The following is a 12811-nucleotide window of genomic DNA, read 5'->3' as shown; positions in this document are numbered from 1 at the left end:
ATGTAGTAATACTACATTTTTTAAGGAGGAAATAAAAATGACACATGATAAGCCCCCTCTATTTTCGAAAGAACAAGCTATCGTCTTGGTCGTACTTGGTGCAGCGTTTTGGTTCGTCGGTGCCCTGTCAGTCAGATTCGGATCTGGAATCGGCATGTTCGAAAATGTCGGAAACGTGATTGCCTTCCTGATCGGTTTAGCAGTCTCGTGGATTTCCGTCATCATCATAAAAAAAGTTGCACGCTTGAATGCTGAACAGATGGTGCCAGGTGTCAGTCTCGGACTGTTAGTGGCTACGTTCTTAGACGGAATCGTTCTAACGTGGGGCACATCTCTGTATGGAACGGATCCCTTACTCGTCGGACGTGGTGCAGCATGGATCCTTTGGGGGGTCTTCGCCTTTCTTGCTGCTGCTTTCATCGAGGCGAGACGAATGGGATATAAAATGATCTAAGGCGATGAAATGTGTTCTACAGGACGACAAATAACACAAATAGACCATTGGACTCGTCACTCGTCCAACGGTCTATTTGTGTAAAAGCAGGTGAATTCCATTGCGTCGGTGAAAAAGATAATAAATGGAATCGTATCGTGATTACCTTGAAGATTTAGTTCGGTGAGGTCATATTTAAAAAGAACGATGGACTTCAAATGAAATCAATCGTTCTTCGTTTGCGCTTCGATTTTCTCGTTCCGAGCAGCCTCAAAGTTGCGATAAATCGTAAATCCTACTAAACCAATCAACCAGATAATGCCATACCCGAGTTCCCAGTCGAATCCATAATTCAAGATTGACGACGTGATGACGACAATCAGGATTAAGCGAATGCTCGACAGATGATATTTACTCATGATTTCCCTCCTTTTCTACCGCCACCGAAGTAGATGTATGTCACGAATAGAATTAACGTCCACGTAAAAACCGCGAATATAATTTTAAATAAGCCGTCAGGCAGTATTTTTGAGATATATAACATGGTCATTAAGATTGAGAACGTCAAATGATTATTTCACATTTGTGTAGAGAGCTTATCCCAATTGAGCAGGACAAGTAGTACCGCGACGGGTGCGAGGAGTGCCGTTAGGAAGAAGAACGGAACGTTCCTCAAATAGTACGGTATCTCGTCTTTGTTTTTTCCCATCACATATCTCTCCTCATCTTCAATATAGAATACCTAGCTTCTCTGTTCATTTCATCGGAACGGATGTGATTGTATGAAAAAAGAAGTACGTCCACTCATCTATACACTTATCGTTCTCGTCATCTTGATAGCTGCCTATCCGACTTACCTCTTCGTTTCTAAAACGATGACTGAAATCAAGATTGAACGAATGTTAGTTGAATCAGGATACGACCAAGATATTTCAAAAAAAGAAACGATCTTTGAGTCGAAGACCGGAAGATACGTGTTGGAAATCAAATACACGAATGAACCAGACTATACATACAACTATGAAATCGTTAAAGATCATGTACTGACGACTGTATACGACCAGCATCATGTTGAAGTGACTGGCTCCGTTCAACATGAATTAAAGTAGATATCGTACTTTAAATAACAATCGAGCCCATTCAGCGATCGCACGAATGGACTCGATTTATGTACCTCTTAACATTCTTCTTTCATGTTCAGTGATTCTGCCGAGCGAATCGTAATTTGTTTTGTAGCATCATCGATGGATATGACACAATCCCATGTCGGCTTTAACTGAAGGACATCATTTCGATCCAACCACAAGACCGCAGTCAGTTCGATGAAGTCCCCCATCACTACCATTTTTCTCGCCTCCTCATCAATGACAGCATACAGTTCATCCTCTAAGTTGATTTTCCAGTCAAAAAATTCACTGACGTTCACTTATCTTTTCCTCCAAACAATCTTTGGTCATCCGATTCAATCTCCCATTAAAACGAAATCTTCCATTTGTTCCGCGCGATCAATACAACGATCAGAGAAGCCAATAAAAATATTTTAAGCGTTGTATCACTGATTACGTGAAATCCGTAATGAAGTGAAAAGAGTACCATGAGTAGCGCAACGACGCTTCCTAAAAAGATCATGTTTTTCATTTTGTCACCTCACTTCCATTCTTGACTACTTGCTGTCAATATTCTGAAATATACCGTCCTTCTTGTTTGTTCGTAATTTGTTCGCCGTCTTTGAATCCCGTGACTTTAAAGCGATGAGATCCCGATCGATAAATCTCATATTCATTTTCCGGTTCATCTTGGAACACGACCCGTGCAATGAATTCACCCGTACTCGTATCGTATCGAATTTCCTTGTTCTTCACATATGTCATATACTTCTGTTGCTTCAAATAATGATCGATTTCCTGAGTGACCTCTTGTTTTTCATCATAATAAAACACCTTAAAGGCTGAAGCACCGATGATGCCCACTCCTAGAATCATCACTATCGTAATCCATACATAAATTCGTTTCATACCATCACTCCCGAGTAGAAGTAAGAAAAATATCGTATTTCCAGATTCCATTCCCCTTGTTTTTAAATTTCCATATGTTTAAACTAATACAATAACACAAAAAAAGGAAGTCATTCATGATAAAAAAATCCATAAAATACTTTTTATTGTCATTGATGTTGATTGTTATCATCTTGAATCTATTGAATGGTCGAGTGATTGAAAATGAGCGATTAACGTTAGCCGTGAACATCGCTATCGTGCTGATGGCGTTATTTTTTATCAGTTTGAGGTTTTCAAAACGAAAACGTAAATAGAATGCTTATCGCTCCAAAAAAAGTATGTAAAGGTGGTTAACTCGTGGGACAATTCATGATTTTTGGTGCCTTGATGAATCTTCTGATCATTGGCGCAGTCGTCTATGTCGTATGGAAATTAGCGAATAAAGTCTTTAAAAATAAGTGATGGACGTCCTTTTTTGATCCATTCATGAAACTTGTTTGAATTATGCTTACATAAGCAAGGTCCCTTTCTCATTCGAAAAAGGGACCTTGTTCCATTTTATCCTGCGTAGTTGAACAACGGACCACGCAATTCGAACTCATACGTCTCGCCGTCGACGATGCCGACGATCGCGTCACTTTCGATCAACTGATGCAGGAAGCCTGCCATCTCAGCCGCCGTATGGTACTTTTTGACGTTCTTGCTGTAGTCGAAACCTGCTTCTCCGCGCGAACGATCCGCAAACTCTGTCTCAGTCGCAGCTGGTGCCAGTACTTTCGCCCGGAGTTTTGCCCCACCTTTTTGCAGTTCTTGCGCGAGCCCTTCTGTATAGGCACTGACATAGAACTTCGTCGCGCAATACGTGACCGCGTTCGGAACGATCCGGTAGCCACCTGCTGACGAGATATTGACGAGCGTCGTTCCTTCAACGTCATGATGATCGCGGACGAACAGACTCGATAGAATCGTCAGCGCCTCGATGTTCAAGCGAAGCATTTTCTCGATTTTCCCGAGCTCAATGTCCTGGACGAGATCAAAATCGCCGAATCCAGCATTGTTGATCCACGTCTCGATGTCGAGTTCCTTTAGTCCCTCATATAAATCATGGACATTTTGGTTATCTGCGAGATCGACCGACTTGAGGATGACATCACTATCTGGTGAGATTTGTTTGACTTCATCCCTAAGTTTTTCGAGCTCAGACGTCCGTCGCGCGACGAGAACGAGTGATTTCCCTTTTCCTGCGAGTAGTTTTGCCGTCTCATATCCAATTCCTGAACTTGCTCCTGTAATGACCGTGTACTTCATATAGCATATCCCCTTTTTGATTTGGTATAGTGAGAGTCTAGTCCTTAGAGTGAACTCTAAGTCAAGCAGAAAGGTGAGATGTATGTATACGATTTCTGAAATCAGTCGATTGACCGATACGAGTGCCCATACGATCCGCTATTACGAAAAGGAAGGGCTACTGTTTCCGAAGCGTCAGAACGGTCAACGTCGATACGACGACCAAGATGTGACATGGCTTCGGTTCGTCCTTCGCTTGCGCGAAACGCATATGCCGATCGAGCAAATCCGTTCTTACGTGACGCTGTTCCTTGCTCAAGGCGAGCAGGATACGACGCGGGAACGGCTCGCATTGCTTGAAGCACACCATGCGAGCGTCTTAGCGCAACTGGCAGCATTACAAGAAACGGAGCGAATGATTGCAGAAAAAGTCGACACCTATCGTCGCCTCCATCCTACGATTCCCGCTCCTGATGTTGTTCAATCCTCTGAGAACGCCTCCGTCAATTGACGATAGACTGTTTCACGCTCGTCAGGCGTCAACGTAAGAAAACTGTCGCCGATGTTGATTTCCGTCGCACAGCCGCTATCTTTATCAACTAGATAACCAGCGATACCAACTTTTCCGTTCGACTGGATTTCAATCAATTTTTCTTCGACGACTGCTTTTTCTGCCTTGAAGTAGAGATGAAACATGTTCGAGACTGGCTCTAGGGGACGAGTCGAGATGCCCGAAATCGCATTCAAACTGCTCGCAAGCTCCTTTGCAGCTGCATGGTACTCTGCCATGCGGTCTTTTCGTTGTTCATAATAAAAATCGGCAGACAGAATATACGGATATAGACTGATCAAGTCACCGCCGTAGCGACGTTTCCAGATTCGTGCCTCTTGGCAAAACGTTTCTGGTCCAGCTAAGATTGCTCCTGCGACGCCGCCGAGTCCCTTATAAAAAGAGATATAGACACTGTCAAACAGTTGCGCGATGTCCTTTGCTTCTGCCTCATAATACGGTAAGACCTCAAGTAAACGGGCACCGTCCAAGTGAAGACGGATTCCTCGATCACGGGCATACGCACAGATCACTTCGAGTTCTTCACGCGACGGAAGCAATCCGCCGAGTTCGCGTTGCGGTAGTTCGAGTAACAGACAACTGACGTCCTGCAAAGCTTTGACGTCGTCTATCGTCATCAATCGATCGGCTTCTCCGACTAGTATCGGTTCGATCTCGTGCAATTTTTTTAAACCGTCCTGTTCATGGATTTCGAGATGACAGAGAGGGTGGTACGCGACCTTACGATTGTTCTGTTCATCCGACCAGATACGTAACGCAATCTGTTGCGCCATCGTACCACTCGGGAAAAAGACCGCATCGTCGTGCCCAAGTAAGTCTATCATCTTACGCTCGAACGTCTTGATTAATTCGCCGTTGCCATAAATATCACTTGGTTGATCAGCCGAGACAGTTTGGAGCGCCTCTTGTAACACGCCGACCGTCCGACTACCATGTCCATCTAAACGTTTCGTCGTTTCTTGGTAACTCGATCGTAAATCCATCTCTTTCATTCCCTTCTAAATCAATGACTATTTTTTGAAAAAATCAAAATATTCCCTCTCCACTTTTGCTATACTGTGTAGCGAAAGTCTGTTAAACGTACTCGTCAAAGGAGGTGTCCCTATCGTGAAAACGCTTCGCACTCGCCTATTGCTTCTTATTCCACTTGTCTGTCTACTACTACTTACCGTGCAACAATTCGTCCCGTCGCTATATACGTCACTTCTTGGACGAATTGATCCAGCAACGAATACATATTGCGTCGACCGTTGCGGTCCAAAGGAATCAATCTTCGATACGATCGAAGAAGGAACGTCTTATGGTGAAAGCACGGTCACGATGAGCGAAGTCGATCCACCAGCTCCATGGTTCCGGACAGGGTTCGATTCTTCGGTGACGACACCTCCTTATCTTCTCATACTATGTCTCATTCTCCTGTTTTGTAGCTGGTTTTTCTGGCATTATCTCCAGTGGTTGCGTCGACCTCGTATCGATCCATCAGGGTATGTGCTTCCGCCACGATTTCCAATCTTCATTTATGAGACAAAAGACCTGCCTGCTGACTCGATTCGAAAACAACTCGCTCACTTTAATGCACAATTGCCGCTGTCCTTACAACGCCGGACCCACGAGACAGTAACGGAATGGTTCGACCGAATTGCGTTCCCTTCTCCTGTTGATCCGCTCTACTTCGAAGTGCGATACGGGAAGGTGCCTGTCATCTCGACGCATCAATTGACCTTCTTCGTTCAAGCGATGGAGCAGTATCTTCGAAAATGCCAAGTCCAGTCATCGATCTCTTGAATTCTTCCGCCCTGCTCAGTGAAGCTTGGCGGTTTTTTTATTGAAATCAGTAAGGATAACGTCTTGAAAGAAGGTTTCAAGTGTTTTTGAAATTTGGATTGACTATTTTTCAAAATCAGACGATTAGTTGCCAGAAAACTGGGTAATATAGACTATAGTAGAGAAAAAGTCGTTCAACCAGGAGAGTGAGGTGAGAGAAGATGATTAGTGCACAAGAAGCCTATTACATCAAGAAGGAATTGAATGAAAGATTCGAGGATCCGCGGATTTCCTGTGATTTTTCAATCTTTTCACTTGAACCGTTCCAACTTCTCTTGCACGTCCAAGAAGATGTCGATGAGCTTAGTACTGAAACACGCTATGGCTTAAGCCGCAAGATTCGGTCTCAGCTCAAACAACTCGATGCACGTGTCGGTGGTGTTCCCGTCAAAGCGGTCTATGTCATATCGGCGCCTCTCATTTCCGATCGATCGTATTGCGTCATCTTACAATGAACATAAAAATACCCCGCATGAGAAGTACACTCTCATGCGGGGTATTTTTGTCGAATTCATATTTTCAGCCTGCCATGTCACCGATTTGATTCCGACCATTTTCTTTCGCCCGGTACAACGCTTGATCGGCTTGATCGATCACCTCTTTTTCCGTCGTCTCTGCTCCGGGTACGAGCGACGTCAAGCCAAGACTGACACTGACCCGGCAAAGTGGTTCATACCGTTCATGTACGATATTCAAATCGAGAATGTCCTGACGGATTCGTTCTGCAATGCGCCGGGTTTCTTCTGCTCCACGCGGCAACAAGACTGTGAATTCCTCTCCACCGTACCGTGCGACTTGTCCATGCCGTGCTTGACGCTTCAAGACGCGGGCGACTTCTTTTAAACATTCATCCCCTTTTAAATGACCATACGTATCATTGTACGACTTAAAGGCATCGACATCGATCAAAATCAGGGAGAGCGGTGTCTGGTGCTGTTTGGCTTCTTCGAAGAGTTGCTCCAATCGTTCATCGAACGCTCGTCGATTCGGGATGCCGGTCAAGGCGTCGTGAAGCGAACGATGAATCAAGGCTTGTTTGCTACGTTCCATCCGAAATGTCTGGATGAAGGCAATCAAGACGATGACAGCGATGCTTGCAACGACGACGATGACCCATTTCGCAGCACTCGATGCTTGTTCGGAACGATTTGTTGCTTCGGCAATGATTCGGTTGACGTCCGTCCGTAGACGGGCATCTATCGGGCGAAACGTCTCGATGAACTGCATCCCTTGATAACGCTTTGCCTCAGCAGCTGCTTGATCCCCGTTTCGAACGAGTGCCAGTTGGGCATCATAAAATCGGATGGCCGTCTCGATCCGGGGAATCGCTTCCGTCCGGACGAGCTTTCGCATGATCGGATGATTCTCATCGAGTTGATTGAGTCGCTTGACCGTTTGATCAAGCCGATCAATCGTCCGATCATACTGCGCTAGATCCGCCTCGTTCGGTGAGAGGATGTAACTGCGAACGACCAGTTCAAGATTTAGTAACGCCGGAAACAACTCCGCTGCTTCCGTCGAGATCGGAATCGCCTCGTTTAAGATGCGTGCATTCTCTCGTTCGATTTTCAGGAAAGCTTGATAGCTCCAAACGCTTGTAAATAAAAGCGCACAGAGTGCCAAAAACAAATAGCGCTGCAACGTTGACCATTTCACAAAAAGACCGACCTTTCTTTCTCTTTCTAATTGACTAAAGTCTATCCCTTATATCGGTGTCTTGAAATCAAACTGTTAGTCGTTTGTATGAAATAATGCCCGTTGCTAGCACATTCCAAACGCTTCCAGACTTCTTAATCGGTCAGGGATGTGTTTTCCAGCTGTTCCTGTGCCTGCCTTCGTCTCATTGCCCGCTCAGTCACGTCATTGTTCTTCCACCACGCGACGAGTAGACCAACTAGTCCGACTAGACCCGTCACGAATCGCTCGATGTCACTTGACGATACTGGCAATGCTGTAAAACCGAGCGTCGGTAAGAGTAACTCAAGGAAAACGTAGAGCGGAATCAAGAGGCGGATCCACGCCTGCAGTCTTATCATGGCGACACCGGAAAGAGGCGACGCCATGTTTGCGGACCAACGATTCCGTCAGCGACTAGCCGACACGTCTGTTGGAACGTTCGAACAGCGTGTGTCAATCGGGCATCAAAGATTCCTGTCACCACAAGACCTAAGCGTTTTTCAAGGGCTCGGACGAGTTCCGGTGCTTGAATTCGTTCCCGGAGATAGCGACCTTGTTTTGGCACGTGATGGCGCGCTAGACTGACATGATCGTACAGTTCAAAGTGTGGGTAGTCGGGAAAACGAGACCAATCGCCTCCCCAGTCCATTCCGCGTCGTTTCATCGCGCTAACGATTCGTCGGAGTCGCGCATCTGGCGGAGAAAGGAACAATGCTCCATCCTGATAGAGAAAGACGTCGATTGCGACACCGAAGTTATGGTTTGATTGTCCGCCGCGGGCTTGCGTCACGATGGGTCCTGGTGTCGTCCTTCCTTTTGCATACAACGCATTCTGTTCCGCAATGCTCCGAAAGCTTTGCGCTATACCGAGTTGGATCCCTTGCGGATACAGCTCACGAATCACGTCACGCGTGATCCGGACGACAGACGGATGCATACCCGGAACGGATAGTTTTTGATTGGCACGTCGGAGTAATTCTTCCAGTTGCATCAGGCTCCCTCCCTTGTCAGTGCTTGTAATAATTCTGCAATTTCGGCGTCGTCAGGTATGATCTGGTTCTCCTTTTGGTGTGCTTCATACGCTCGTTGCGCTGCTTTTTCTTGTTCTACCCAATTCGGTAATTGAAATAATGAAGTGTCTCTTCTTGAACGTTTGGTTATTCGTTTACGCCGTTCAGCTGGTAATCCAGTCGCGAGACGCTTGACGACTTGCTCGATGTAACCAAAATGACGACTGTTCGCCCGCGCTGCCTCTTCGATCGCATACTGGATGCGCTCGATCGGATGGTCTGTTGCCAGCTGTAGCAATTCCTGCTCGATTCGCGGTGTCGCTTTGCCGAGATTCGTTTCGTACTGCTGCACCAGTTCCTTTTCTAAAGTCGTTTTCTTCAAGACTTCTTCTTCGGAGTCAGCAGAAACCTCGGGGGCAGTCGTCTCGTGACTCGCCGGGGACGGTATGTCGGCACGGGGCAGGACACGGTAAGCATTCGAGGTCTGTCCCCCGTGTTTCGTGAACCGTTCGACTTTCTCGATCCGACCGCTTGCGATCAAGGACTGGATACACGACTTGACCGTCGATTTACTGCACGGAACAGCGTCGGCGATCGTCTGATAGGACGGGAACGCTTGACCATCCTGACCGCTGAAGCTTTCAAGAATCAGGTAGATCATCTTTTCATGGACGGACGCAAATGCCGTCCCGCTCCGTAAGAGCGTATGGGGAACCGGGAGATATGGGACTTGCATGGTGATTCCTCCTTTCTAGGAAATATGACAGGAAGAAGTCGAGGATTGTTCGAAAAGAATAGGGAGATGTTTTTTGAGAGGAGTTACAGTATGAACGAACTATTCACCTATTATCTACAGGAGCTTGATCACTATCAACCGAATTCCTTGATTCATCATCTGGATCATGACACATTGTCGATCAGTCAGATGTACGATCATCTGATTGTCGTCAGTCATGAGTATTTGGATGAGGTCGAGTCGTGCCAGTTCGCACTCATGACCACGTCCGGGAAGTCACCGTTTGGCGAGGTACTGTTTGCTGCCGGTGCGTTTCCGGCGACACCGATTCGGTTACCGGATGCGATGAACGCACCACCGGACGAGACGGCTCACGTCGACCGATTGCGGACGCGTTGGCTGCAACTGATCGATCGTCACACTGCACTTGCTTCCATCGCAGAGTCGGCACCCGCTGACCAAAAGACGCACCACGGTGGGATGGGCTGGTTGAATGCCGCCGAGTGGTATGCTCTCGTCACGTATCATCTCGCCCACCATCGCCATCAAAAACGACGGCTTGATGCTGCGTTAGCGAATCGCCCATAAGAAAAAGCGCTCTCCGTTAACGAAGAGCGCTCCTGTTCATTTTAAGACGTCCCAATTCGAGAAGTGTCGTGCCTCGAGATCGAGTTGCTGTTCCTCGATCCAGCGAAACGCTTCGAGTACGAGCGGAGACGCGTTATCAATCGAGACGTCACTCGCCTTGACCCAGCGCGCACCGAGCGAGTCTTGTCCGACAAATTGTTCAGGGATACTAAGCGTTCCACCCGTCTGTCGGACGAGATAAAAGACGGCGATGTGATGGACTTCTTCGAACTCGCGCCAATCCCACGGAAGCTTGAAGTCCGCGATGCCGATTTGCCGTTCGAGTGCCACCTCGAGTCCTGTCTCTTCCGTGAATTCACGACGCATCGCCGTAGCGAGCGTCTCCCCTTCTTCAAGGCTCCCCCCTGGTAGGTCATAGCGATTGATATACGGTCCACCATTCTTGTCGATGACGAGTAAGGCATCCTCCTTCATCAATAATCCATAGACACCGAATGCCCGGTGGCAACGAATCGTCTTCATGTGTCATTCCCCCTTCTCTTCATCTGCAGAACGGTTGGGATGAATGGATCCAAAAAGCCGTCGAACGGAAACTGTTGCTGCGCGATTCGTTCTTGTAGGTTCAGTAACGATGCACGGGCTCGTTCAATCACATCAGGCGGATAGTCGTACAATTGTTGGTTCTCTAAAAATTCGTCCTCGTCGACGACCGTCCACACTCCGTCACGGTGGACGAGATCGAGATCGAGATCAATGAACGATAAGCTATTTCCTTGAAGAACCGGCGGTAAGCAAATGTTACAGTAGTACGTCACCTCTCCCGTCCGCTCTAAATCGAGACCGACCGTAAAATCCGCATCAAGCGGATAGAATTCCAGACTATAATTGTCGTATGTATAAACGGCTTCGCGACGATGATGTAAAAGTGTCCGTCCGGGCGTATTCGCGACGAGTAGATACGCTTCCGTCTGTTCAAGGACATACCCATCCCACGAATAGTGCGGACGTCCATCAAATTTTCGCGCTTCAATCGTTAGATGTTTCGGTTCCAACCTCATCCCTCCCTTTCCCTAAAGCTCTCTTATTTTACCAAATGATCATATCGAAGCAAGTCTTTACCTGATTTACTAAAATTTTGAGTGTCTCTCGTTGACATCCTTTATCAAACTGCTATCGTGAAGGTATCATACTCAAGGATGTGGAACCGATGTTCATTGCCGAGTTGTTATTGAATGCTTGCATCGCCTTCACCGGCTTTTATTTGATTGCCAAAATCATCTATAGTCAGCGTCTTGCGTCAAGTAGCTTGAAAACCCTCATCGTCGGTCTCGCGACCGGGCTGCTCGGGGTACTGTTGATGTTTAAGGGGATCGCCGTCAACGAGTCGTTACGGATGGATTTGCGTCATTTACCTCTCGTTCTACTCGCTTTTTATGGCGTCCGTTCGCCACTGATCATCGCAACGCTAATCATCGGCTGCTCTCGGTTCTACTTCGGCTGGACACCCCAAGCAGTCGTCGCCTTTCTCGCAGTCCTTGGCATCAGCTCCGGGATGTACTTCATCCACAAACGGCTGCTCCAACGACCATTCTTGCAAAATCTCATCATGAACGTTTGGGCCTTGTTCATGATCTCGATTGCTGTCTCGATTAATCTCGGCTTTAGTGATGCCGCTCTTCGTTTGCTCGCTTCGACATGGACGATCGGACTCGCGGTCGGACTCTTATCGAGTCTGTTGACGATTGATTTTCAGTTGCTTAACGAACAGGTGCAACGCTATAAACAATCAGCGGAACTTGATCACTTGACGGGACTATACAATCGCCGTGTTTGGGACGAACGGACGGCGTTGCTCGAAGAAGAAGGACGTGTCTACAATGTACTCGCACTCGACATCGACCACTTCAAGCATGTCAACGATACATACGGGCATGCGAACGGTGATCTCGTCTTGCAACAGTTCGCACGGATCTTACAGGAAGAAACGCGTCCGCACGATATCACGGCGCGCATCGGTGGAGAGGAATTCATGGTCCTCGTCTATGATTTGACGCCTTCGAAAGTCGCGAAGGTCGCCAACCGAATCCGGGAGCGGATCGCGAACACGCGCTTTCAGCTCGACGGTTTTTCCGCCATCTCGATCACAGCATCCGTCGGAATCGCCCATGGGAAACACGTTGCTGCTCAGCGGATGAATATCCTTGCCGACGAAGCGTTATATGCCGCCAAGGAACAAGGACGGAACCGCGTCATTCTGTACGAAGTCGATGCTGAGGCAGCCATGACGACACAAGACCGTGAACCGGTCCGTTCTTAATCTTCATCATACCGATTCGATTATTGAGTAGACTGCGCTGGGTGATGCAAAAACAGATCATCCATCCATAAGGAGTGAAGCAATGAAATCCGATTTTGAGTTCATGACGACATCAGAAGCGATTCTGTTCGTCAGTTCCTTGTTCATGTGGCTGTACATCGGGCATCATTTCGTCATGATCACGACGTTTGATGACTTATTTTTAACGCAATCGTGGTGGTTGCTACTTCCGCTCATCACCTTCATCTTATTCTTACGCTCGTTCGTCGTACGACGCTTGATCCTCCATCATAGTCAAGCAGACGAGGACGACATGTCACGCAATGCTTAATCCATGCAAAAGAGGACTTACCATGAAACCGGTAAGTCCT

At 47.2% G+C, this 12811-nt stretch carries 20 protein-coding genes; 8 read left to right on the top strand and 12 right to left on the bottom strand.

Annotation, left to right across the window (positions count from 1 at the left end):
* Positions 1-37 precede the first annotated feature (37 nt).
* The gene (locus AC3B4V_RS04175) at positions 38-454 is read left to right on the top strand and encodes a hypothetical protein (RefSeq protein WP_488377870.1); all 417 of its coding nucleotides are present in this window, start codon (positions 38-40) and stop codon (positions 452-454) included.
* Positions 455-657: 203 nt separating this feature from the next.
* Here the strand turns inward: AC3B4V_RS04175 and AC3B4V_RS04170 are convergent, their stop codons facing one another.
* On the bottom strand, positions 658-852 hold the full coding sequence (locus AC3B4V_RS04170) for a hypothetical protein (protein WP_488377869.1): 195 nt from the start codon (positions 850-852) through the stop codon (positions 658-660).
* Positions 853-1010: 158 nt separating this feature from the next.
* A complete protein-coding gene (locus tag AC3B4V_RS04165; RefSeq protein ID WP_488377868.1) occupies positions 1011-1142 on the bottom strand; it encodes a hypothetical protein in 132 nt (43 codons plus the stop codon).
* Positions 1143-1215: 73 nt separating this feature from the next.
* On the opposite strand from AC3B4V_RS04165, the gene AC3B4V_RS04160 reads away from it, so the two are divergent.
* A complete protein-coding gene (locus AC3B4V_RS04160) occupies positions 1216-1542 on the top strand; it encodes a DUF3139 domain-containing protein (RefSeq protein ID WP_488377867.1) in 327 nt (108 codons plus the stop codon).
* 68 nt (positions 1543-1610) lie between these two features.
* On the opposite strand, the gene AC3B4V_RS04155 is transcribed toward AC3B4V_RS04160, so the two are convergent.
* The 3 genes from AC3B4V_RS04155 to AC3B4V_RS04145 form a co-directional block, all read right to left on the bottom strand.
* Entirely contained in the window at positions 1611-1778 is a 168-nt protein-coding gene (locus AC3B4V_RS04155; protein ID WP_290722201.1) for a hypothetical protein, read from the bottom strand.
* Between the two features lie 328 nt (positions 1779-2106).
* A complete protein-coding gene (locus AC3B4V_RS04150) occupies positions 2107-2448 on the bottom strand; it encodes a DUF3139 domain-containing protein (protein WP_174316267.1) in 342 nt (113 codons plus the stop codon).
* Positions 2449-2988: 540 nt separating this feature from the next.
* Positions 2989-3738, bottom strand: coding sequence for an SDR family NAD(P)-dependent oxidoreductase (locus AC3B4V_RS04145; protein ID WP_064300902.1), 750 nt, complete (start codon positions 3736-3738; stop codon positions 2989-2991).
* Between the two features lie 82 nt (positions 3739-3820).
* Here AC3B4V_RS04145 and AC3B4V_RS04140 point away from each other — a divergent pair, with 82 nt between their 5' ends.
* Entirely contained in the window at positions 3821-4228 is a 408-nt protein-coding gene (locus tag AC3B4V_RS04140) for a MerR family transcriptional regulator (protein WP_488377866.1), read from the top strand.
* Here AC3B4V_RS04140 and AC3B4V_RS04135 read toward each other — a convergent pair.
* A complete protein-coding gene (locus tag AC3B4V_RS04135; RefSeq protein WP_481265604.1) occupies positions 4198-5271 on the bottom strand; it encodes a threonine aldolase family protein in 1074 nt (357 codons plus the stop codon). The genes AC3B4V_RS04140 and AC3B4V_RS04135 overlap by 31 nt on opposite strands.
* 124 nt (positions 5272-5395) lie before the next feature.
* On the opposite strand from AC3B4V_RS04135, the gene AC3B4V_RS04130 reads away from it, so the two are divergent.
* Both AC3B4V_RS04130 and AC3B4V_RS04125 read left to right on the top strand, forming a co-directional pair.
* Positions 5396-6073, top strand: coding sequence for a hypothetical protein (locus AC3B4V_RS04130; RefSeq protein ID WP_481265603.1), 678 nt, complete (start codon positions 5396-5398; stop codon positions 6071-6073).
* 200 nt (positions 6074-6273) lie between these two features.
* Positions 6274-6567 (top strand): hypothetical protein, encoded by a 294-nt coding sequence (locus AC3B4V_RS04125; RefSeq protein ID WP_406747885.1) that lies wholly within the window; start codon positions 6274-6276, stop codon positions 6565-6567.
* Positions 6568-6631: 64 nt separating this feature from the next.
* Here the strand turns inward: AC3B4V_RS04125 and AC3B4V_RS04120 are convergent, their stop codons facing one another.
* The 4 genes from AC3B4V_RS04120 to AC3B4V_RS04105 all read right to left on the bottom strand — a co-directional run bounded on the left by AC3B4V_RS04120 (position 6632) and on the right by AC3B4V_RS04105 (position 9535).
* Positions 6632-7753 (bottom strand): GGDEF domain-containing protein, encoded by a 1122-nt coding sequence (locus AC3B4V_RS04120; RefSeq protein ID WP_488377865.1) that lies wholly within the window; start codon positions 7751-7753, stop codon positions 6632-6634.
* Between the two features lie 149 nt (positions 7754-7902).
* A complete protein-coding gene (locus tag AC3B4V_RS04115) occupies positions 7903-8148 on the bottom strand; it encodes a phage holin (protein WP_488377864.1) in 246 nt (81 codons plus the stop codon).
* The gene (locus AC3B4V_RS04110) at positions 8145-8780 is read right to left on the bottom strand and encodes a M15 family metallopeptidase (RefSeq protein ID WP_488377863.1); all 636 of its coding nucleotides are present in this window, start codon (positions 8778-8780) and stop codon (positions 8145-8147) included. Before AC3B4V_RS04110 ends, AC3B4V_RS04115 begins: the two co-directional genes overlap by 4 nt.
* Positions 8780-9535, bottom strand: coding sequence for a helix-turn-helix domain-containing protein (locus AC3B4V_RS04105; RefSeq protein ID WP_488377862.1), 756 nt, complete (start codon positions 9533-9535; stop codon positions 8780-8782). Before AC3B4V_RS04105 ends, AC3B4V_RS04110 begins: the two co-directional genes overlap by 1 nt.
* A gap of 90 nt (positions 9536-9625) precedes the next feature.
* Here AC3B4V_RS04105 and AC3B4V_RS04100 point away from each other — a divergent pair, with 90 nt between their 5' ends.
* Positions 9626-10123, top strand: a complete 498-nt coding sequence (locus AC3B4V_RS04100) for a DinB family protein (RefSeq protein WP_488377861.1) — start codon at positions 9626-9628, stop codon at positions 10121-10123.
* Positions 10124-10159: 36 nt separating this feature from the next.
* On the opposite strand, the gene AC3B4V_RS04095 is transcribed toward AC3B4V_RS04100, so the two are convergent.
* Together AC3B4V_RS04095 and AC3B4V_RS04090 are read right to left on the bottom strand one after the other, a co-directional pair.
* The gene (locus tag AC3B4V_RS04095; RefSeq protein WP_488377860.1) at positions 10160-10645 is read right to left on the bottom strand and encodes an NUDIX hydrolase; all 486 of its coding nucleotides are present in this window, start codon (positions 10643-10645) and stop codon (positions 10160-10162) included.
* A complete protein-coding gene (locus AC3B4V_RS04090; protein WP_488377859.1) occupies positions 10642-11175 on the bottom strand; it encodes a DUF402 domain-containing protein in 534 nt (177 codons plus the stop codon). Before AC3B4V_RS04090 ends, AC3B4V_RS04095 begins: the two co-directional genes overlap by 4 nt.
* A gap of 155 nt (positions 11176-11330) precedes the next feature.
* On the opposite strand from AC3B4V_RS04090, the gene AC3B4V_RS04085 reads away from it, so the two are divergent.
* Positions 11331-12440, top strand: coding sequence for a GGDEF domain-containing protein (locus AC3B4V_RS04085; protein WP_323679370.1), 1110 nt, complete (start codon positions 11331-11333; stop codon positions 12438-12440).
* A 103-nt stretch (positions 12441-12543) separates the two neighbouring features.
* On the top strand, positions 12544-12771 hold the full coding sequence (locus tag AC3B4V_RS04080; protein ID WP_488377858.1) for a hypothetical protein: 228 nt from the start codon (positions 12544-12546) through the stop codon (positions 12769-12771).
* Positions 12772-12811 lie beyond the last annotated feature (40 nt).

The sequence above is a fragment of the Exiguobacterium sp. E17S genome (assembly GCF_057772545.1).
The sequence above is the reverse complement of the archived record's forward strand: the minus strand, read 5'-3'. Positions and strand labels throughout refer to the sequence as shown.

Coding starts and splice junctions, on each gene's coding strand:
- AC3B4V_RS04110 (WP_488377863.1), bottom strand. CDS start 8,780: ATGCAACTGGAAGAATTACTCCGACGTGCCAATCAAAAACTATCCGTT.
- AC3B4V_RS04100 (WP_488377861.1), top strand. CDS start 9,626: ATGAACGAACTATTCACCTATTATCTACAGGAGCTTGATCACTATCAA.
- AC3B4V_RS04085 (WP_323679370.1), top strand. CDS start 11,331: ATGTTCATTGCCGAGTTGTTATTGAATGCTTGCATCGCCTTCACCGGC.
- AC3B4V_RS04095 (WP_488377860.1), bottom strand. CDS start 10,645: ATGAAGACGATTCGTTGCCACCGGGCATTCGGTGTCTATGGATTATTG.
- AC3B4V_RS04155 (WP_290722201.1), bottom strand. CDS start 1,778: ATGGTAGTGATGGGGGACTTCATCGAACTGACTGCGGTCTTGTGGTTG.
- AC3B4V_RS04145 (WP_064300902.1), bottom strand. CDS start 3,738: ATGAAGTACACGGTCATTACAGGAGCAAGTTCAGGAATTGGATATGAG.
- AC3B4V_RS04140 (WP_488377866.1), top strand. CDS start 3,821: ATGTATACGATTTCTGAAATCAGTCGATTGACCGATACGAGTGCCCAT.
- AC3B4V_RS04080 (WP_488377858.1), top strand. CDS start 12,544: ATGACGACATCAGAAGCGATTCTGTTCGTCAGTTCCTTGTTCATGTGG.
- AC3B4V_RS04125 (WP_406747885.1), top strand. CDS start 6,274: ATGATTAGTGCACAAGAAGCCTATTACATCAAGAAGGAATTGAATGAA.
- AC3B4V_RS04115 (WP_488377864.1), bottom strand. CDS start 8,148: ATGATAAGACTGCAGGCGTGGATCCGCCTCTTGATTCCGCTCTACGTT.
- AC3B4V_RS04170 (WP_488377869.1), bottom strand. CDS start 852: ATGAGTAAATATCATCTGTCGAGCATTCGCTTAATCCTGATTGTCGTC.
- AC3B4V_RS04150 (WP_174316267.1), bottom strand. CDS start 2,448: ATGAAACGAATTTATGTATGGATTACGATAGTGATGATTCTAGGAGTG.
- AC3B4V_RS04160 (WP_488377867.1), top strand. CDS start 1,216: ATGAAAAAAGAAGTACGTCCACTCATCTATACACTTATCGTTCTCGTC.
- AC3B4V_RS04135 (WP_481265604.1), bottom strand. CDS start 5,271: ATGGATTTACGATCGAGTTACCAAGAAACGACGAAACGTTTAGATGGA.
- AC3B4V_RS04175 (WP_488377870.1), top strand. CDS start 38: ATGACACATGATAAGCCCCCTCTATTTTCGAAAGAACAAGCTATCGTC.
- AC3B4V_RS04165 (WP_488377868.1), bottom strand. CDS start 1,142: ATGGGAAAAAACAAAGACGAGATACCGTACTATTTGAGGAACGTTCCG.
- AC3B4V_RS04105 (WP_488377862.1), bottom strand. CDS start 9,535: ATGCAAGTCCCATATCTCCCGGTTCCCCATACGCTCTTACGGAGCGGG.